The organism is Enorma sp., assembly GCF_982429025.1.
This window is the reverse complement of record NZ_CEWCAA010000002.1, coordinates 67,466-85,164: the sequence shown is the minus strand read 5'-3', so window position 1 is coordinate 85,164 and position 17,699 is coordinate 67,466. Positions and strand designations below refer to the sequence as shown.

The following is a 17,699-nucleotide window of genomic DNA, read 5'->3' as shown; positions in this document are numbered from 1 at the left end:
GAGGTACCATTGCCATGCGCATCTCGAACCTGTTGCCACGTTTCGCGCGAGAGCCTGGTGTTTCTCATCGCGTCGAGGTGGGCTTGTGTCTCGGGTGCTGGGCGATAAACGGAAAACGATCCGCAAAGTTCGTACATTGCCATTGCAAGATGCGTAACCGAAACATGTGGTGCCATGGTGAGCAGGGTAAAGAGTGGCGAGCTGAGCGTGATTTCCAGGTCGTTTTCGAAGAAGGAGCCGAGGGGAGGCTCTTGCGACCAAAGGTGCATTTTGACGGAACTGGCGTAGCGTAGATATTTGCGCTGCGTAACAAGGACGTGGATGGGTATACCCAGGCCGCCGAGCGCTTCGGGGTTGCGAGCTATCGCGAGTTTTCCAACCCGTGTTGAGATGTCGGGGAGCGGTGGATAGAGCGCGAGAATCTGCGGCGGGGTTCTGAGCAGCCGAAAAGCCGAAACCCCACAGATGAACTCATGCATGGTGCCTCCCTCCGCACGTGATGTGCCGTAATGATATCAGCCTATGACGTTTGTCAGGGCAATTATGCGGGGGGGGGTAGCGTTCTTGGAAAACTTTCGGATATCAACGGTTGTTTTGGAAAAGGATAGGTAGTTAAGAAACAGCCAAGGTATTTACCTGCTTGTCTTATGAATAGAAGCCCCCGTCTACTCGGAGCTTCCGAGAATAACCGTTGATATCCGAAAGTTTTGTTGCAGGAGTGCCTGGAGAAAAGAAAACCGCCCTCGCAGGGGAGGGCGGTTCGATGCAAAAGCGCTTCTATTCGATGAATAACGTGACGCCTTAGCGCACCTGAGCGACGTAGACCACGTTCGTGGAGCTGCGCTTCCCATCGCCGATGGTGGAGTCGACGGCGGTCTTGGGGTCGCCAACGGTCACGACGGCAACATCGCCGGCGTCCACGTAGCCGCGCTCCTTAGCGCAGTCGATGGCCTTCGCCACGGTGTCGTCCACGCTGCCCTGCGTAATGGCAGCAAGGTGCGGCTCGATACCCCAGTACATGAGCATCTTCTGCACGGCCCACTGGTGGCGCGAGAAGGCGACAACGGGCGTGCTCGGGCGGAAGTGCGAGATGAGGCGCGCGGTGCGGCCGGTGGTGGTGGGGACAACGATGCACTTGGCGCCCACGGTCGTGGCCATGTTCACGGCGGAGAGGCCCACGACGTTGTTGATCACGCGCGTGCTCTGGCTGCCCTCGGGCACCTTGAGCTCGGCGTGCGCCCCCAGGTACTGCTCGGTCTCATGTGCGATGCTCGCCTGCATGCGAACGGCCTCGACCGGGTACTTGCCGGCAGCGGACTCGCCGGAGAGCATCACGGCGTCGGTGCCGTCGTAGATGGCGTTCGCGACGTCAGCGACCTCAGCGCGGGTCGGGCGCGGGTTGCGGATCATGGAGTCGAGCATCTGCGTGGCGGTGATGACCGGCTTGTACGCAGCGTTGCACTTCTTGATCATCTTCTTCTGCAGGTGCGGCACGAGCTCGGGCGAGATCTCGATACCCAGGTCGCCGCGGGCAACCATGATGCCGTCGGAGGCCTTGAGGATCTCGTCGAAGTTCTGGACGCCGAGAGCGCACTCGATCTTGGGGAAGATGCCCACGTGCTCGCCGCCGTTCTCACGGCAGAGCTCGCGGATCTCGCGCACGGCGGCGCCGTTGCGGATGAAGGAGGCGGCGATGTAATCGATGCCCTCCTTCAGGCCGAAGAGGATGTCCTGGCGGTCGCGCTCGGTGATGGCGGGAAGGCCGATCTCGACGTTGGGCAGGTTCACGCCCTTGCGCTCGCCGATCTCGCCGTCGTTCTTGACGACGCAGTGCATATCCTGGCCTTCAACGCTTTCGACCACAAGCTCAACGATGCCGTCGTCGATGAGGATGCGCGTGCCGGCCTCGGCCTCGCTGGGCAGATCGAGGTAGTCGAGCGAGATGTGGCTGGCGTCGCCGAGGAAGTCCTCGGAAGTGGGGGCAGCGGTGACGACGATCTTGTCGCCGGCCTTCACTGAGATCTTCTGGTGGTCCTTGAGCAGACCGGTGCGGACCTCGGGGCCCTTGGTGTCAAGCAGGATGCCGATCGTCATGTCGAGCTCGGCAGCGATGCGGCGGACGCGCTCGATGCGGCCATGATGCTCCTCGTACGAGCCATGGGAGAAGTTGAAGCGGGCGACGTTCATGCCCGCCTTCATCATCTCGCGCAACGTCTCGTCGTTGTCGCAGGCAGGGCCCATCGTGCAGACAATTTTCGTGCGTTTATACATGCAGTCCTCCAATTACACACTGCGTTTATGGGTCTTCTCGTTCAGCGGTGCATTATAGGTGAACTGGCCGGAAAGATAGCCGCTTATCGAAGAAAAACAGCCGATTACCGAATCTGCATTACATAACACAAATACGGGGATTATATTTCGCAATTTTTGCTGAAGAGGTGGGATGCGGGCGAAGGTGAGCTGCGCGAAATGTCGGACGGACTGTCGGGCGACGGTGGGCCGGGCACTCCGGCGTTGCCGTGCGGAGCGCCCAGCAACGGCGCGCGCGGAAGAATGTCGCCCGGCAACGCCGCATCCAGTAGAGCGCTGCCCGAAAAACGCCGCCACTGAGGTAAGCGGTAGAAACCCCGAGCTTCTGGGCCTCGCGGACCGCGGGCTTGGGTAAAATAGAAGCTTGCATGACGAGCCCTTGCCTCCGGGAATTACGATTGGGCGTTGTGTAGGTATAGGGGGTGCCCCGGGCACCCAGAGTTCAGACGTACCAGGAGGGATACAGTTTGAAAGAGTACCTAGCTTCGGCTGAGGACGTGCTCAAAGAGCAATCCACGAGCGCGGATGCGGGCCTGAGCACTGCCGAGGCGCAAACGCGCCAGGCGAAGTTCGGCCCGAACAAGCTCAAGGAGGAAGAGAAGACCCCGCTGTGGATTCGCTTCTTCCAGCAGATGGCCGACCCCATGGTCATCATGCTCATCGTCGCGGCCGTCATCTCCGCCGTGACCGGCATGATCCAGGGCGAGTCCGAGTGGGCCGACGTCGTCATCATCATGGCGGTCGTGATCATCAACTCCGCCCTCGGCGTGATCCAGGAGGCCAAGAGCGAAGAGGCGCTCGCTGCTCTTCAGGAGATGAGCGCCGCCCAGTCCAAGGTCATCCGCGACGGCAAGCAGATCTCGCTGCACTCCAGCGAGCTCGTGCCCGGCGACATTGTGCTGCTCGAGGCGGGCGACGCGGTTCCCGCCGACTGCCGCGTGCTCGAGAGCGCTTCCATGAAGATCGAGGAGGCCGCCCTTACCGGCGAGTCCGTCCCGGTAGAGAAACACACCGACCCGATCGCGCTCGACGGTGCCGACGACGTTCCGCTCGGCGACCGTAAGAACATGTGCTACATGGGTTCCACCGTGGTGTACGGCCGCGGCCGCGCCGTGGTGTGCGGGACCGGCATGAATACCGAGATGGGTAAGATCGCTGGTGCGCTCAACGACGCCAAGGAAGAGCTCACGCCGCTTCAGGTGAAGCTCGCCGAGCTTTCCAAGATCCTCACCGTCCTGGTGATTGTCATCTGCGTGGTCGTTTTCGCCGTCGACGTGCTGCGTGCCGGCATCGGCACCGTCACCGCCGAGCCGCACATGCTGCTCGACACCTTCATGGTTGCCGTGTCGCTCGCCGTTGCGGCCATCCCCGAGGGCCTCGTTGCCGTGGTGACCATCGTGCTTTCCATCGGCGTGACCAAGATGGCCAAGCGCCAGGCGATTATCCGCAACCTCAGCGCGGTCGAGACTCTTGGCTGCACGCAGGTCATTTGCTCGGATAAGACGGGTACCCTCACCCAGAACAAGATGACGGTCGTGAACCACGAGCTTGCCGCTCCCGAGGAGAAGCTACTCGCGGGCATGGCGCTGTGCTCCGATGCCAAGTGGGACGAAGAGGCCGGCGAGGCCGTGGGCGAGCCCACCGAGTGCGCGCTCGTGAACGACGCCGCCAAGATGGGCATGAAGGGGCTGGACGAGGAGCACCCGCGCGTGGGCGAGGCTCCGTTCGACTCCGGCCGCAAGATGATGTCCGTCGTGGTCGAGGAAGCCGATGGCAACTTCGAGCAGTACACCAAGGGCGCGCCCGATGTGGTCGTGGGGCTCTGCACGCAGGTGTATGACGGCGACAAGATCGTTCCCATGACCGACGAACGTCGCGAGCAGATTCTGGCTGCTAACAAGGCCATGGCCGACCAGGCGCTGCGCGTGCTTGCGCTCGCCAGCCGCACCTACACCGAGAAGCCTGCGGACTTCGCTGCCGAAGCGCTCGAGAACAACCTTGTGTTCTGCGGTCTTTCCGGCATGATTGACCCCGAGCGTCCCGAGGTTGCTCCCGCTATCGAGGAGGCCCACGGCGCCGGCATCCGCACCGTCATGATCACGGGCGACCACATCGATACCGCCGTGGCCATCGCCAAGAACCTCGGTATCGTCGAGGATCGCAGCCAGGCCATCACCGGTGCCGAGATCGATAAGATGTCTGAGGAAGAGCTCGACCAGAACATCGAGAAGTACGGCGTGTACGCTCGCGTTCAGCCCGAGCACAAGACCCGCATCGTCGAGGCGTGGAAGTCCAAGAACAAGATCGTTGCCATGACGGGCGACGGCGTGAACGATGCCCCCTCCATCAAGCACGCGAACATCGGTATTGGCATGGGCATCACCGGCACCGACGTCACCAAGAACGTTGCCGACATGGTGCTTGCCGACGACAACTTCGCCACGATCATCAATGCGTGCGAAGAGGGTCGTCGCATCTACGACAACATCCGTAAGGTCATCCAGTTCCTGCTGTCTGCGAATCTGGCCGAGGTGTTCAGCGTGTTCGCGGCGACGCTCATGGGCTTCACGCTGTTCCAGCCCATCCAGCTTTTGTGGGTGAACCTCGTGACCGACTGCTTCCCTGCGCTCGCGCTCGGCATGGAAGAGGCCGAGGGCGACGTGATGAAGCGCAAACCGCGCAATGCCACCGACGGCGTGTTCGCGGGCAACATGGGTCTCGATACCGTGGTCCAGGGCCTCATCATCACCGTGCTCGTGCTCGCCAGCTTCTTCTGCGGTGTGTACTACGACCTGGGCGTTATCGATCTTTCCAAGCTGGCCACCTCCATGGCCGACGAAGAGGGCGTCATGATGGCGTTCATCACCTTGAACATGGTCGAGATCTTCCACTGCTTCAACATGCGCAGCCGTCGTGCCAGCATCTTCCATATGAAGAAGCAGAACAAGTGGCTGTGGGGCGCCGCGTTCCTCGCGCTCGTTCTCACGCTCATCGTGGTCGAGGTCGACGCGCTCTCGATGATCTTCTTCGGCGTGGAGCATCTTGAGCCCAAGGGCATGATTACCGCGCTTGCGCTCGGCTTCCTGATCATCCCGTTGGTCGAGATTTACAAGGCCATCATGAGGGCGGTCGAAAAGGAGTAGGCTCCCGAACGTCAACCTGACCGAAGGCCCCGGCGATTCCTTCGGGCGTGGTCCTCGCTGCTTGGCGATGCCAAGCAGCTGCGGGAAACGCCCTTCGGAACTCGCCGGGGCCTTCTTCGTTGACGCGCCACCATTCTCTGGACTTGTGCGGGATAGTGTGCGATTCCGCAGGGCGTTCTGTTCCTGTTTACTTACCGGTGGGCTCTGGAATGAGTTCGAGGCTTGAGCGTTTTTGAGTGAGGGCCTGTGCGGTAAGATGGGCAGCGTATATCGATGTGTTGAAGGGCGGTTGCATGGCAAAACGGGCGCGGAGCAAAGGTGCTGGCCGCGGCAAGCGTGGAAAGGCCGCGATGGGGCCGGCCGATGCTGTGCGTGTAGGCGCCGCGCTGCCCAAGATCGATGCGCTGGAGGACGTGCCGGCGTTTACGGATGTTCGGCCGAGCGACGAGCAGCGCGCGGCGTTCGAGGTTTTTTGCTCGGCGGCGGAAACGCCTGGTGAAATGCATTTAGGATGTGTAGTTCGCCTTGACCGCGGATTTCCGTTGGTGGTGACCGAGGAGCGCATGCTGCGCGCGGAACATGCCGTTGGGTTCGCCAAACAGGATAAGGAGAAGGGCGATGGCCTGCTCCCTGCCGTGGGAGATTGGGTTGCGCTGAGACTTGCCCCCGGGCACGATATGGGCGTTATCGAGCGCGTTTTGCCGCGCCGCACGGTGTTCGAGCGGTGGCGTGGGAAAAATCGCGGCGAGCGGCAGGTTCTGTGCGCGAACGTGGACGTGATTCTTGTCGTTCAGCCACTTGGCGCCGGCGAGGTGCTGCTTGGGCGTATCGCGCGGTCGCTCGTGCTCGCGGCAGACTGTGGCGCCGAGCCGATCGTGGTGCTCACCAAGGCGGATCGCTGCTCTGAGGAGGAGCGCGAGGGCGAGGTGGCTCGCGTGCGGCGCCTTGTGGGCGGCGGGGTTCGCGTCGTGGTGACGTCGTCCGCGACGGGAGAGGGCCTCGACGGCGTGCGCGCCTGTGTGCCCGCGGGTACCTGCTCCATGATTCTGGGAGAATCGGGTGCGGGCAAATCGACGCTGCTCAATACGCTGCTGGGGCACGATGCGCTCGAAACCGGTGCAGTACGTGCCCGTGACGATGCGGGCAGGCATACGACGGTCGCGCGCGTGATGGTCAAACTGCCAGGTTCTTGCGGTGTGGTGACGGATGCTCCCGGGCTGCGCAGCCTGCCCCTGGTGGGTCATGAGCGCGGGCTTGCCAGGGCGTTCCCCGAGATCGTCGAGGCGTCAAGAGGGTGCCGGTTCAACGACTGCACGCATACGCATGAACCTGGATGCTCGGTACGGGCTGCGGTCGAGGCGGGAGAGATTGACGAGTTGCGCCTCGAGGTGTTCAAGGGACTGGCGTCTGAGATGCGCGTAAGTGCGCAGAGTCTGGACCCTGATATCCACCTGTAGATTGGTCTTGTCGCGGTGTCTGGGATGCCGGGAGGCGCCGACGCGCTTGATCGGTGATGCATCGGTTCTTCCAAAAGATGAATACCTTTTTCGTTTCCTGTGCGTGCGGGGCTGGCTGAGTGGCCGCCTCGCTTCTTTTGCACTCGAGTAATGCATAAAGAAACAACTGAATAGAAGCTGGGCGTTTAGTTTTCCACCTGCGTTTTGTCAGCGGGTCTCTCACTTTATCGGGTTGATGCCTGCTCTGGATTGGTCCCTCGCGACAATGGCATCAAGGACGAAGTTCCTCACGATGGTTCAAGCGAGGGGGGCGGCAGATGAGGCATGGAAAGCGGTTGATCGCAAGCGTTGCGTCGGGTCTTCTTGCCGCTGCGCTGAGCCTGTGGTACGGAGCGTCCCTGCAGGCGGGGGCAGAGCAGGAACGACAGGAGATGCTCGCGGCATATGGAGGGGATCTTGTGAGCGTCTGCGTGGCGTCGCGCGACATCGATGCGGGTGAAACGATCGATGAAGGATGCGTGCGCGTTGAGGAATGGGTTGCAGGCATGCTCCCTTCCGGTGCGCTCACCTCGGTCGATGATGCGATCGGGAAGCAGGCGACCTCGGCGATTCCGGAGCAGGCGGTGCTCTGCCCCTTGTACTTCGAGACGAGAAGCGGGTCTTTGGATATACCCGAAGGCCGGGTTGCGGTCTCGGTGGGCGTCGACGCCGCCCATGCCGTGGGAGGCTCTATCGAGCCGGGCACGAATGTCGACGTCTATGTTTCCGCAAACGGCGTGGCCGATCGGTTATGCGGGGCGCATGTAATCGATACCAGCGCACAGGGGCAGGGAGCGGCGAGCGGAGATTTGAGCTGGGTAACGCTGGCCGTTGAGCCCGACCGCGTAACGGAAGTGCTGGCTGCAACGGCAAAGGGGACGATCGCTCTTGCGGCTCCTGGCGAGGGAGCCAATGCAGGCGCTTCAGATGATTCAGTAGATACCGAGGCTTCGAGCGATGCCGTCGGTGAAGGGTCCAGCGCGGCGAGCGCCGGTGCCCCGACGGATGAGCTGGACGAAGGGGGCGACGCGCGATGAAGGATGCGGTATGGCTTGCGTGCTGTCCGCGTAACGAACGCAGGATCGTTCAGCGTGAGATAGAGTCGCGAGAAGTGGGCGCGCGCCTGCTCTGGCTTGATGGGGTGCAGGCTCTCGGGGAGGTGCTTGCGGCATTATCCGAGCCGGTTGATGGCGTGGTAGTGCTGGACGACGAAGGCATGCACGATGAGCTGCTTGCCTTGCTGGCCAAGGTTGCGTCATCTCAGGTGTCGTGCCGTGTCGTCGTTATGGTTTCCGAGCTCGATCCAGCGTGGATCGCCCAGCTATTTCACGCGGGCGCAGCGGAGGTTGTGCCTGCTTCGAGGGAAGAGATGCGGCGCGGATGCGCTGATGGGGCATGCATGGAAAGGGATTGCAACCGCGAGGCTCAGACGCCGCCTCTCGATACCACGCCTGGGCTCGAGGTGCCTTGTGCACCCACGAGGCTTGCCTGTAACGCAACGGAAGCCGTTCACGAACCGGCGCCTCGGGTCCAGGATGGGTGTTCGCCGTCCTATACGCAAGATGACCTAGCCGATCTCGATGAGCCGGATGAGGTGCCTTTTGCGCCATGCCGCGCAGAAGACCTGCGGTGCATGGGAGGATTTCGAGCTGCGGGCCCGGATCATGCGGCGCCTGAACCGAGTGGCGAGGAGATTTCGCCGCGCGTGGACGCATCTCATGTGGAGGGCGCTAACGAACGTCGAGCGCCGGTAATCTGTGCGGTTTCCGGTGCAGGAGGGAGTGGAGTCACGACGCTCATCGCTGCGATGGCGGCTTGCTCTGCGCATGCCGGTCTTCGGACCGCCGTGCTCGACTTGGACCTCATGTTCGGCAACCTTTACGAGCTCTTTGGCGTAGAAACGCTGCATGACCTTGGTTTGCTTGCGAACCAAGCGGGAAGCGCCCCGTTGGATGAGGCTGCGATCGTGAGGTCTTCGATGCGCGTGGGGCCCGGGCTAACGCTGTGGGGTCCCATCGCCACACCCGAGCGTGCGGAACTGCTTGGGCGCGCGGTCGAGATGCTCATCGGCGTTCTTCGACGGGAATCGGATGTCGTATTCGTTGACACGTCCCGCACGTGGACTGATGCCGTGGCGGGGGCGGTTGCAGGCTGCGATCGTTGCCTTATGGTATGCGGCCATGCGGTGGGCGCGGTGACGGCGCTCGAGCGAGCGGTGAGCATGGTCAGCCGGCTAGGCGTTCCGCGGACGCGTATGGTCTGCGTCGTAAATCGCTTCGGGCAGCGCGCCTGCACCGAAGAGGAGGCGATGCGCCTGGAGATGGCGGCGTCGCTGAGCGCGAAGACGCGCATCCCCGACGGGGGAAGTACGCTCGCATCGCTTCTCTCGTTTGGACGCATAGAGGATGCCGTGCGCGCTCAGGATGCGTTCGGCAGAAGCATCCATGCGTTTACCCGCAGCTTGCTGCGTGAGCTTGGTTGCTCGATAGGTGCCGATGTGCCAGACAGTGTCCAGGAGGTTTCTGCGCGGCCTCGCCTGCGGTTGCCTTGGAAGAGGCCCGGTGAGGCCTCGTGAGCGTCTTTGAACGATTTGAGCGCGTAAGAAGGAGCGAGGGCCAGCTCGATTCGGGCGGGCGAGGTCACGCGCTGCGGGGAAGGGCGTCGCGCTCTCTTCGCGCCATTGTGCGAGATGCGAAGCGCGACATGCTCGACCGCGTGGGGTTTGCCGAGGTGGCGCGTTTAGCTCGAGATTCCGACACGAGGCATTCTCGCGAAGAGCTGCGTCCCGCGGTGGAAGCGGTGATTAACGCACGAGATACGGGAGAGCTCAGCCAAGAGGACCGTGAAGAGGTCGTGGTCGAGGTCTTGGACGATGTAGTAGGGCTTGGGCCGCTCCAGCCCCTCATCGAAGACGATTCGGTCACAGAAATAATGGTCAACGGATGCATGTCGACATACTTTGAGCAGGCGGGAACGCTGCATGCCATGGGGAGGCTCTTTGATGATGACGAGCAGATTCGTATTCTCATCGATCGCATTATCTCTCCTTTGGGTAGGCGTATCGACGAGCGGAGTCCCATCGTCAATGCGCGCCTGAGCCAGGGCTACCGCGTTAACGCGGTGATTCCACCCATCGCGATCGATGGGCCCATCCTCACCATCCGTAAGTTTTCCGATCGCATCAGTTCGCTCAAAGAGCTCGTTGACCTGGGCTCTCTGCCCGAATGGTATGCGCAGCTTCTCTCGTGTGCGGTATCGCTCCGCCAGGACCTTGCGGTTGCCGGCGGCACGGGGTCGGGCAAGACCACGCTGCTCAATGCTCTGTCATGCGAGATTCCCGTAGGCGAGCGCATCGTGACGATTGAGGATTCCGCAGAGCTCAAGTTCTCGCGGCACCCGCATGTGGTGAGACTCGAGGCCCGTGCGGCATCGATAGAGGGGGAGGGTGAGGTGACGATACGAGACTTGGTAACAAACGCCCTGCGCATGAGGCCCGACCGCATCGTGGTAGGAGAGGTGCGAGGAGCGGAATGCATCGATATGCTGCAGGCCATGAACACCGGGCATGACGGATCGCTCACGACCTTGCACGCGGGAACCGAGGAGGAAGCCGTCGTGCGCCTCACGCTGCTCGCGCGTTACGGCATCAATCTTCCCTCCGAGCTTATCGAAGAGCAGATCGCGATGGCGCTCGATGGAATCGTCATGTCTGAACGCCGGGCCGATGGCAAGAGATTCGTGTCGTCGTATTCAGGGGTGGCGAGAGGAGCGGGGGGAGGCGTTGAGCTTGAGCAGTATGTGACCTTCGACCGGGCGGCCGGAGCGTGGGAGCTTGTGCGGGAACCGCCGTTTATCGCCCAAGCGCTCGAGGCTCATGTTCTTACAGAAGAGGAGGTATCGGCATGGCGCGATATATGCCCTTCGTGATCGGGGCGCTTGTGGCTGTGTGCACGGCCTGCCTGTTTGGCTGCTTTTCGGTAGGGGGCGTGCCAGGGCGCTCCGTGCCTACCTCTGCGGGCGCACGACAAGTCTCGGTAGCAGGGATGAAAGAGGGGCTGCTCGCTTTCTCCAGAAGGCTGGGCGAGATGGTTCCGCAACAGATCTCGGGAAATTCCGTGGTACGGCGTTGCGTGATGGAGATTCCTTTCGATGGTGGAGACTACGTTACCAAGCTTGGCATGCTGTTGTGCGCCGATGCTGCCTGCGGCCTTGCGGGGGCTATCGTCTCGTTCTCTTTGTGGGGGTTCGCCGCATGCCTTGTGGCGTTTTGGGGCGTTCTGGGCTTACGGTCATCTCGAAGGACGCGCTCGGAAGAGCGGCGCATAGAGGCAGAGATGCCGGAGGCGTTCGCCGCGCTTGCCATCGCGCTCGGTTCGGGGCACTCGCTTGCCCAAGGCATGCGCTTCGTGGGAAGTCATGCTCAAGAGCCGGTGAAATCGGAGTTCACGAGGGTATCGCACGCGATAGATTGCGGGGTTGCCGCAGCGTCGGCACTTGACGATTTGCTCGAACGTCTGCCTGCCCCCGGGTTGGGATTCGTATCGCTCGCTTTGAAGATATCCCAGCGCACGGGCGCTCCGCTGCGCGACCTACTCGCAGATGCCGCGGAGATGGTGGGCGAACGCATGGAGCTCGCGCGCCGGCTCGATGTGAAAACGTCTCAAGCACGTATGTCGGCGCGCTTGGTGGCCCTCATGCCGGTGGCGATGGTCGGTCTGCTCACACTGCTCTCAGGCGACTTCAGGGCGGGCCTTGCAACGCCCGTTGGGGCTGGCAGCGTGGCCGTTGCCCTTGCCTTAAACCTGCTTGCGTGGTGGATCATCCGGCGCATGATGGAGGTTGATGTGTGATGTCCGCATCGTGGTTGGGGCCTTGCGCGGTCGGCGGTGCATGGGCAACGTTCCTGTGGCTTTTTCAGGGGGTCGAGCCGGGTGAGCGACAGAAGGCTCTGGCCAGGATGGTTGCAGTTGGCAAGGCGATTGCGGGAAGGGCGTGCTCTGTGAGAAGCCGGCTCGTAGAGCTAGTTCCGCTTGCACCCGACGCTGCTCGCGGCCGAGCGTCCCTTGGAGAGATCTCCGAAATGATCGATGTTGTACGGCTCGGGCTGTCTGCAGGGCTTTCATTTGATGCTGCGCTCGAGTTGTATTGCGCCAATCGGGCCGGGCGACTCGCGGACCTTTTGAGTGAAGCACGCATGTCGTGGCAGATGGGTCTTGGAACACGCGAGGAGGAGCTTTCGAGGGTCGCCCGCATGCTGGGTGAAAGGGCCTTGGAGTCGTTTGCCGCAACGGTCTCACAGGCGCTCGGGCTGGGTGCCCCGCTGAGCGAAACGCTTGCCGGGCAAAGTAGGGAAATCAGGTTGGCGCATCGGGCCGATGTAGAGCGAGAGATCGAGCGTATTCCGGTCAAGTTGCTCATACCCACCGGAACGTTGATTCTACCAGCGCTCTTGCTGTCAATCGTGGGTCCGCTGCTCGCTGCGAGCGGCATGTTGTAAGGAGGGTGCTCATGAAGGGTTGGCTGAGGATTCAACGGGGCTACCGAAGGGCCATTGAAAGCGGAGGGTTGTGGTTTTCCATGAAAAGGGACATCATTCGCGTGCGCGTGATGCATGCCATAAACAGGCGGCTGGGCGAAGCAAGCAGGCTGGTTGCAGAAGAAAAGGCGCAGGGAACGACGGAGTACGCCATATTGGTTGGCGTATTAGTTGTAATCGCAATAATTGCGATCATCGCATTCCGGGATAGGGTTAGCGAGCTCTGGAATGCCATATCAGACGGCATTAACAGTTTGTAGCGCGTCGAATGCGTGGGCGTGGCAAAGACTTCGTGCGCTCGCAGGGAAGATTGCGGGCAACAGCTGGGGACGGGCTGCGCACCGGCGGTTCTCTCAGAACGCGGCTTGCTTGGTGCGCCGCCCCCTTGCTCTGCCTTGCGGTGATTGCTGCCTCTCTGTTGGGGTTTGGGGCGATTGCGCATGGACGGTCAGAGGGTGCGGCGGCGCATGGGGAGGTGTCGTCTGCTGTTGAAGAGGGTGCCCAGGGGGAACGTGCTTCTAGCGGCGAAGGCTCTGCCGACACATCCGCTCGAGCCGATGACGCAGGAGGAGATGACGCCGCATATGGTCAGGATTCTTTGTTGGGGCGTTCGGGTGCGGGGGAAGAGGAAGCGGGCGCCGGCGATTCCCATGCTTCGACAGCCACTTCGCTTCTCGCCGAGTTGGATCGGCTTTCGGCGGATCGTGAGGCGGGAGAAGGCCAGGTGGCGGTTGAGCTTCGCATGGACGAGGGACTTGTTCCTGCAGCCCGCTCTGTGCTCCAGGTGTATCAGGGTGTCGAAGGCGCTCACCTGTATTCCAGTGGCTACCTCGACCTAAAGGGAAATGCTTGGGGCGCTATCGTTCAGGCTCGTTCTGGCTGCATTGATGTGGTTACGGTGGCCGTCTTGGAAGAAGATTCGGCTTCGACGGTGCGTGCGGTTCGGATGTTCGCTACAGACGATGCAGAGGATTAGGTTCGGGCGAGAGGGGGCCATTCCAAGCGTGTCGCCGGTGCGGGCGCTTGCTGGGTTCGGTCTGGTGAGGGGGCATCTTGGGGAGGGAGATATGGACGATAGAAAGCGCCGCGCAATCGTCCTGCGCGAGATTGCCGAGGAATCATGTGCCCAAGCAACGCTTGAGTATGCTCTCACCGTTATCGCTTTCATGGCGATGGTCTCGGGCTTGGCGTTGCTTTGGCATGCGGGTGCGGACGGAGCGCTCGCACGCGCAGTCGAAGAGGCAGCATCGCATGCGCTGGATGGGTTGGGGTTGCTGGATATCTCGCTGTATTAGGCAGGGGTTGCGGCGGCCCGGGGCGTCAGCCGCCTTGGGCGCGGCGCGTGAAGAGCGCGCTCAGGCAACAGTGGAAGCCGCGGTGCTCCTGCCGGTCTTCCTCACCCTGCTGCTTCTCGCCGCGCAGCCCGTTTGCGTGCTGTACACGCGCGCCGTGATGGAGTCTGCGGCGGCGGAAACAGCGCGACTGATGGTTACAGCTGAAGGAGAAACGGATGAGAGCATTCGGGCATTCACTCTGAGGCGTCTGGCAGCTGTGCCCGATATCTCGATATTCCATGCAGGTGGTCCGCTCGCATGGGATATCGAGATGCAGACGGCATCGAGCGGGGACGGCGAGGTGATGGTCTGCATTACGGGTGCGATAACGCCGCTGCCGGTAATCGGAGCCTTCGCGCACGCATTCGGTGCGGTGAACGGCCAGGGAGATGTGGAGATGTCGGTCCGGGCGAGCTATGACGGCAGGCCGAGTTGGCTGGAGGGCGATTATGGAACGTGGACGCAGCGCTGGGATTGATCTGTTTCTTGAAGACGGCGCGTATACGACGCTCACCTCTGCGGTGTCGATTCTCGTGATTCTCTCTTTGCTGTTTGCCATCGCGAGCGGGATTTGGAGCATGTCACGCGCCGGAGATACCCAGGTGGCGGCCGATGTGACCGCGCTTGCCGGGGCGAACGTCGTGTCGTCGTATCACACGGCGGCAACGGTGCTGGACGCCTCGGTGCTGAGCATGGGGCTTGCGGGGCTCTGCGTAACAGGTGCCGGGCTGGTTGGGCTCTTGATTCCAGGCGTGAACGCAGTTGCTCCTCAGACGATCAATGCGGGATTGCGCATGCTTGAGGCCCGCAACAAGTTGGCAACCTCGGCCTCGAAGGGGCTAAAGGCACTCGAGTCGTCGTTGCCGCTTGTCGTTGCTGCAAGCGGCACACGCGCGTGCGCGGTTCAGGGAAGCGATGAGGTGGTGTTTACGGGGACCGCGCTTGCCGTGCCGCTTTCGTCTGGTTCCGATTTCCCCGCGCTTGAAGGGGAGCAGGTTTCCACGGAAGGCATCGAGAACGCTGCAGGAGAGCTCGACGAGGCCGCCCAAGAGCTCTCTGCAGCTGCAGAGGAGACGGCGAAGGCAAAAGAGGAGGCTTGGCTTGCCGATTGCGGCAGCGAAGGGCGGAACATGCAAGAACGTGCCGGGAAGCTCTCGGCGCTTTCCGGCACGGAAAACCCCGACTACGCCTCGAGCATCACCTGGGAGCCCGAGGTCGCGCTCAATCGAACGCGGTCATATTACGCCTGGCGTCTCGAGCACGACGAACCGGAGAGCGCAAGCGTCGAGGCGGCTGCCGATTCCGCTGCCCGTAAGGCGTTCTATCGATATGCGGTCGATCATTTTCGAAGCGCCCATGTCGTTGAGTCTGGCGGCAGGGTGACATCGACGGCGGAGCTCTTGCCGCGCAATACCGATGAGGTCCGCAAGACAACGCTCTATACCGAGAGCGTGTGGCCAACGACTCGCGAAGGAAGCGGGTTTGTTCTTCATTATGGGGAAACGTGCCCCGGAGCTGAGGGTGCCGCCGGACCGTTGCGATCTCTTGCCGATGTCGAGACGGGAGCGGTTCGTGAGTGCCCTGTGTGCCATTTCGGGATCGGCGATGTTGGAAGGGTCCCTGCTGCATCGACTTCGATTGACAACGGCTACGAATACCATTTGCGCGCCTTTACCGAGGCTCTCGATGCATACGTATCATGCCGAAATCGGGAGCTCGAGCTTGAGCGGGCGGCGCAAGGTGCGGCGGAAACGGCCGGCGACGCCTTCGATGAGGCGCTTTCGGTTCTTTCGACAAAGCGGCCGCGCATCGCTCCTCCCGGAAGATATGGCGTGGTTTCCCTTGTGGTGTCGGGCGAGCTGTCTTCCCCGGACGGCCTTGACTCAACGTTCGCCGAAAGCCCGAGCCTGTCGCGACGGGGTGCGCTGTCCGCTGCCGTGCTCGCGCCCGATGCCGCGACCAATACGAATAACGTCTTGTCGTCGTTCTTCAGCTCTCTTGAGCATAGGACAGGCGGAGGCGGTGCGGTTGGATTGATTGATGACGTCATGGGGTTATGGGGCTCGCTGCTCGTTTCGTACGGGGATGTGAGTGCCGGGCTATCGGCGCTCATGGATGATCTTATCGGCGGGCTATCCGCTGTTGGGATGGGCCCCATAGCGTCATGGCTGAGTGACCGGATTGACAGCGCGGTGCGCGGCCTTGGCTTCGAGCCGGTAGACCTGAGTTCGCTTAAGCCGGTTCTTACCGATAGCGGTAATGTTCTCTCCCATGCAGATGTTCCTGCCCTAGCTAACGCTCAGGAGCTTTTGCGCTCCATTCCCTTGGGAACGACCGACCCCTCGGCGCTGTTGCAGGCGCTTCAGTACGAGGTTGGCGAAGAGGTTTTGTCCGCGTCTTTCACGATCGCGGAGATTCCCCTGCCGGGCGGAGGGTCAATTCCCCTCACCATACGCCTTTCGGATGTGGTCGGGCCGGCGGAGGGCAAACCATGATGCGCCTGCGATCACATTCGCGTTTGCTTGCGATGGTGCGCGGGAAGTGCGCTGCGCCCTCATGGCTGCGACATAAGGGTGGCATATGGCTGGCGTTCACGGGCCGAGCCAATCATCGTTGCAGCTTGGTAGGGGAAGAGCGCGCGCAGGCGACTGTTGAGATGGCAGTCGTCGTCCCCGTACTTCTCGTTCTCGCGCTCATCGTATACAACATCATGTTGTTTGTGGCTGCGACAGCTCGGTTCGATCGAATCGCCCCCGATATCGTGGCCGCGCATGCCGTCTCTCCTTCGGGAGAAAGCGATGGCTCGACGGATGACAGCGTGGGTGTGATCGAATCCCAGATAGAGGGTGCCATGGCCGGCTACGACGTGGAGATTGAGGTGACGTGCACCGAAGGGGGAGCTAGTTCGGGGGATGACCTCCTCACCCTGATTGGGGGCTTGCGAACCTATCGATGTTCGATGCGCATGAGGCCTTGGCCGAGTTCTCTTTCCATTGCGGGTGTCGACCTCGGTGCGCCGGTCGCGTTGGCGCATCATCGCGATGTGACGGTCGATCCCTGGAGGCCGGGGGTGGTGATGTGATGCAGAGAGGGAGTCGCTCGCACATAAAGAGGCTTGCGAGGTCCAATCGTCTCGATGAGCAAGAAATCCGTCGCGTTGTGCGGCGCCTGGGCTGGGACGATCGCATGGTCATCATCGCGGCAAGCCCGCTACGCCGGCTGCTTGGTTTGGCGGCGTGCGTTCCATCAAAGATAGATGGGCTGGATGATGCTTCGATCGTCATGGTGTTTCCGAGCTGCGCGTCGGTGCATACATGGTTTATGCGACGGGCGATTGATATCGTTTTCGCAGGCCCTGAAGGCGAAGTGTTGGCTCGGTTCGATGGCGTTCCGCCGTGGCGCATTCGGTCGCGCCAAGGGGCTTGGTATGCAATTGAGCGGTTCTCTGCGGGTTGATAGCGGCGCCCGGTGGCAACAGCGGTTTTGCAGATTGATGGCGGTACCCGGAAAGATGATGTGAGAAGTCGCTGAGCGGAAAGCCTCCCCGCAGCATGCCGGGTCGCGGATTGGGCGGAAAACAAGAACGGCCCCGTTTCCGGGGCCGCAAACTTCGAAGGTGGTCAGAGAGGGATTCGAACCCCCGACACGAGGATTTTCAGTCCTCTGCTCTACCAACTGAGCTATCTGACCGGGTGCTGTAAGCAGGACAGCTCGATAACTATACCAAATCGACGGTAAGCGTCAAGTCAAAATATGCGATATCGAACAAAGTTCGTTCCATGGCGCTATACTCATAGTTCACCTAGGTGCGTTAGGCGAGTAAAACGCGGCAAGCAAGATGGTTTTCGGATTGAATAGATCGAGCGCACCGTTGATGAGG

The 17,699-nt window shown here is 61.6% G+C and carries 15 protein-coding genes and 1 tRNA gene; 14 read left to right on the top strand and 2 right to left on the bottom strand.

All coding sequences use genetic code 11. The annotated features are described in order from the left end of the window. Window positions 1-801 precede the first annotated feature (801 nt). A complete protein-coding gene (pyk, locus tag AC1VS5_RS00990) occupies window positions 802-2,271 on the bottom strand; it encodes a pyruvate kinase (protein WP_087186881.1) in 1,470 nt (489 codons plus the stop codon). Window positions 2,272-2,777: 506 nt separating this feature from the next. Here pyk and AC1VS5_RS00985 point away from each other — a divergent pair. From AC1VS5_RS00985 to AC1VS5_RS00920, 14 genes are all read left to right on the top strand, one after another. After that, window positions 2,778-5,453 (top strand): cation-translocating P-type ATPase, encoded by a 2,676-nt coding sequence (locus AC1VS5_RS00985; protein WP_481217384.1) that lies wholly within the window; start codon window positions 2,778-2,780, stop codon window positions 5,451-5,453. Between the two features lie 350 nt (window positions 5,454-5,803). Beyond that, entirely contained in the window at window positions 5,804-6,910 is a 1,107-nt protein-coding gene (gene rsgA / locus AC1VS5_RS00980; protein WP_481217400.1) for a ribosome small subunit-dependent GTPase A, read from the top strand. Between the two features lie 317 nt (window positions 6,911-7,227). Continuing rightward, entirely contained in the window at window positions 7,228-7,986 is a 759-nt protein-coding gene (cpaB, locus tag AC1VS5_RS00975; protein WP_481217383.1) for a Flp pilus assembly protein CpaB, read from the top strand. Then, on the top strand, window positions 7,983-9,524 hold the full coding sequence (locus AC1VS5_RS00970) for a CpaE/TadZ family protein (RefSeq protein WP_481217382.1): 1,542 nt from the start codon (window positions 7,983-7,985) through the stop codon (window positions 9,522-9,524). The genes cpaB and AC1VS5_RS00970 overlap by 4 nt, the downstream gene beginning before the upstream one ends. Next, on the top strand, window positions 9,521-10,876 hold the full coding sequence (locus tag AC1VS5_RS00965) for a TadA family conjugal transfer-associated ATPase (RefSeq protein WP_481217381.1): 1,356 nt from the start codon (window positions 9,521-9,523) through the stop codon (window positions 10,874-10,876). Before AC1VS5_RS00970 ends, AC1VS5_RS00965 begins: the two co-directional genes overlap by 4 nt. Beyond that, window positions 10,852-11,799, top strand: coding sequence for a type II secretion system F family protein (locus AC1VS5_RS00960; RefSeq protein ID WP_481217380.1), 948 nt, complete (start codon window positions 10,852-10,854; stop codon window positions 11,797-11,799). The genes AC1VS5_RS00965 and AC1VS5_RS00960 overlap by 25 nt, the downstream gene beginning before the upstream one ends. After that, window positions 11,799-12,446, top strand: a complete 648-nt coding sequence (locus tag AC1VS5_RS00955) for a type II secretion system F family protein (protein WP_481217399.1) — start codon at window positions 11,799-11,801, stop codon at window positions 12,444-12,446. Before AC1VS5_RS00960 ends, AC1VS5_RS00955 begins: the two co-directional genes overlap by 1 nt. A 110-nt stretch (window positions 12,447-12,556) precedes the next feature. Further along, on the top strand, window positions 12,557-12,745 hold the full coding sequence (locus AC1VS5_RS00950; RefSeq protein WP_035100897.1) for a class III signal peptide-containing protein: 189 nt from the start codon (window positions 12,557-12,559) through the stop codon (window positions 12,743-12,745). 341 nt (window positions 12,746-13,086) lie between these two features. After that, on the top strand, window positions 13,087-13,461 hold the full coding sequence (locus AC1VS5_RS00945; RefSeq protein WP_481217379.1) for a hypothetical protein: 375 nt from the start codon (window positions 13,087-13,089) through the stop codon (window positions 13,459-13,461). A 91-nt stretch (window positions 13,462-13,552) separates the two neighbouring features. Further along, window positions 13,553-13,780 carry a hypothetical protein gene (locus tag AC1VS5_RS00940; protein WP_019127566.1) on the top strand — a complete coding sequence of 76 codons (228 nt, stop codon included), beginning with the start codon at window positions 13,553-13,555 and terminating at the stop codon, window positions 13,778-13,780. Between the two features lie 34 nt (window positions 13,781-13,814). Further along, entirely contained in the window at window positions 13,815-14,297 is a 483-nt protein-coding gene (locus AC1VS5_RS00935; RefSeq protein WP_481217378.1) for a TadE/TadG family type IV pilus assembly protein, read from the top strand. Beyond that, window positions 14,269-16,314 (top strand): translocation/assembly module TamB domain-containing protein, encoded by a 2,046-nt coding sequence (locus AC1VS5_RS00930; protein WP_481217377.1) that lies wholly within the window; start codon window positions 14,269-14,271, stop codon window positions 16,312-16,314. Before AC1VS5_RS00935 ends, AC1VS5_RS00930 begins: the two co-directional genes overlap by 29 nt. Window positions 16,315-16,475: 161 nt before the next feature. Further along, window positions 16,476-16,901, top strand: a complete 426-nt coding sequence (locus AC1VS5_RS00925; protein ID WP_144687305.1) for a hypothetical protein — start codon at window positions 16,476-16,478, stop codon at window positions 16,899-16,901. Window positions 16,902-17,005: 104 nt separating this feature from the next. Beyond that, window positions 17,006-17,275, top strand: a complete 270-nt coding sequence (locus tag AC1VS5_RS00920) for a DUF192 domain-containing protein (RefSeq protein ID WP_481217376.1) — start codon at window positions 17,006-17,008, stop codon at window positions 17,273-17,275. A gap of 161 nt (window positions 17,276-17,436) precedes the next feature. Here the strand turns inward: AC1VS5_RS00920 and AC1VS5_RS00915 are convergent. Beyond that, window positions 17,437-17,509, bottom strand: a tRNA-Phe gene (locus AC1VS5_RS00915). Window positions 17,510-17,699 lie beyond the last annotated feature (190 nt).

Excerpts from the sequence above, each read along its gene's own strand:
- pyk (WP_087186881.1), bottom strand. The coding sequence starts at position 2,271 with ATGTATAAACGCACGAAAATTGTCTGCACGATGGGCCCTGCCTGCGAC.
- rsgA (WP_481217400.1), top strand. The coding sequence starts at position 5,804 with ATGGGGCCGGCCGATGCTGTGCGTGTAGGCGCCGCGCTGCCCAAGATC.
- cpaB (WP_481217383.1), top strand. The coding sequence starts at position 7,228 with ATGAGGCATGGAAAGCGGTTGATCGCAAGCGTTGCGTCGGGTCTTCTT.
- AC1VS5_RS00970 (WP_481217382.1), top strand. The coding sequence starts at position 7,983 with ATGAAGGATGCGGTATGGCTTGCGTGCTGTCCGCGTAACGAACGCAGG.
- AC1VS5_RS00960 (WP_481217380.1), top strand. The coding sequence starts at position 10,852 with ATGGCGCGATATATGCCCTTCGTGATCGGGGCGCTTGTGGCTGTGTGC.
- AC1VS5_RS00955 (WP_481217399.1), top strand. The coding sequence starts at position 11,799 with ATGTCCGCATCGTGGTTGGGGCCTTGCGCGGTCGGCGGTGCATGGGCA.
- AC1VS5_RS00950 (WP_035100897.1), top strand. The coding sequence starts at position 12,557 with ATGCATGCCATAAACAGGCGGCTGGGCGAAGCAAGCAGGCTGGTTGCA.
- AC1VS5_RS00940 (WP_019127566.1), top strand. The coding sequence starts at position 13,553 with ATGGACGATAGAAAGCGCCGCGCAATCGTCCTGCGCGAGATTGCCGAG.
- AC1VS5_RS00930 (WP_481217377.1), top strand. The coding sequence starts at position 14,269 with ATGGAACGTGGACGCAGCGCTGGGATTGATCTGTTTCTTGAAGACGGC.
- AC1VS5_RS00925 (WP_144687305.1), top strand. The coding sequence starts at position 16,476 with ATGGCAGTCGTCGTCCCCGTACTTCTCGTTCTCGCGCTCATCGTATAC.
- AC1VS5_RS00920 (WP_481217376.1), top strand. The coding sequence starts at position 17,006 with ATGGTCATCATCGCGGCAAGCCCGCTACGCCGGCTGCTTGGTTTGGCG.